Here is a 1,326-nt window from a genome sequence, read left to right as displayed (position 1 = left end):
TCGACGGCGAGCCGTACCAGCACGTGCTTGGCATGGACGAACTCACATGGGACCTGACTGTCACCACCGTGGTCGGGGACGGCGAGTCCGACCAGACGAGTGCTCAGCTGCTCGATCTCGACGCGCTGTCATGGGATCTGCCCGTCATGGACCTGCCGGTGACCGAGCCGAACCAGGAGCTGCCGACGGCCGAACTCGCCTCCGGGCAGCTGGCCGGTGCGGTGGCTCGGGCTGCTGGGTATGCGTTTGATCTTGCGGTTGAGGTGCCGGTGCGGGCGTGGTTGTTCGTGGTGGGGCCGGATGAGCATGTGTTGGTGTTGGTGGTGCATCACATTGCGGGTGATGGGTGGTCGATGGGTCCGTTGGCGGGGGATCTGTCGGTGGCGTATGGGGCGCGGGTGTCGGGTGGGTTGCCGGGTTGGGGTGTGTTGCCGGTTCAGTATGCGGATTATGCGTTGTGGCAGCGGGAGTTGTTGGGTGGGGAGGGGGATGCCGGGAGCTTGATGTCGCGTCAGGTGGCGTATTGGCGTGGTGTGTTGGCTGGTGTTCCGGAGGAGTTGGGGTTGCCGTTTGATCGGGTGCGGCCGGTGGTGGCGTCGCATCGTGGTTTTTCGGCGGGGTTCGAGGTGTCGGCTGGGGTGCATGCGCGGTTGGTGGGGTTGGCGCGTGCTGAGGGTGTGACGGTGTTCATGGTGTTGCAGGCGGGGCTTGCGGTGCTGCTGTCGCGTCTGGGGGCGGGAACCGACATCCCGATCGGGAGCGCGATCGCCGGGCGGACGGATGAGGCCCTGGATGATCTGGTGGGTTGTTTTGTGAATACGTTGGTGATCCGGACTGATCTGTCGGGTGATCCTTCGTTCCGTGAGGTGTTGGGGCGGGTGCGGGAGGCGGGTCTTGGTGCGTATGCGCATCAGGATGTGCCGTTCGAGCGGTTGGTGGAGGAGTTGGCTCCGTCGCGTTCGTTGGCCCGGCATCCCCTCTTCCAAGTCGTCCTCACCAAGCTGAACACCTCGTCCGAGCAGATCGGCGCCTCTTCGGCTGTGAACCTGCCCGGCGTCCAGTCCAGGACGCTGTTCGTAGGAAAGCCCGCCGCGAAGTTCGACCTGGACGTGCTCGTCGGTGAGACGTTCGACGCTGGAGGGGCGCCGACGGGCGTGCGGGGTGCGGTGACCGTGGCGGCGGATCTGTTCGATGCCGCTACGGCCGGGGAGATCGCGAACCGCTGGATCCGTGTCCTGGAAATGCTGTCCGGGGACCCTTCGACACGGCTCTCCTCGGTGGATGTGCTGGGTGCGGTTGAGCGTCGTCGGGTTCTTGAGGTGTGGA

1 protein-coding gene is annotated in these 1,326 nt (G+C 65.4%); it reads left to right on the top strand.

Annotated elements, in window-relative coordinates; genetic code table 11:
* Positions 1–32 precede the first annotated feature (32 nt).
* The coding region (locus tag ACFWP7_RS42605; protein WP_384394047.1) for a condensation domain-containing protein at positions 33–1,326 on the top strand (1,294 nt) is incomplete at its 3' end.

It is taken from the genome of Streptomyces sp. NPDC058470 (assembly GCF_042721055.1).
Taxonomy (GTDB): Bacteria; Actinomycetota; Actinomycetes; order Streptomycetales; family Streptomycetaceae; genus Streptomyces.
This window is presented reverse-complemented; position numbering and strand designations above follow the sequence as displayed.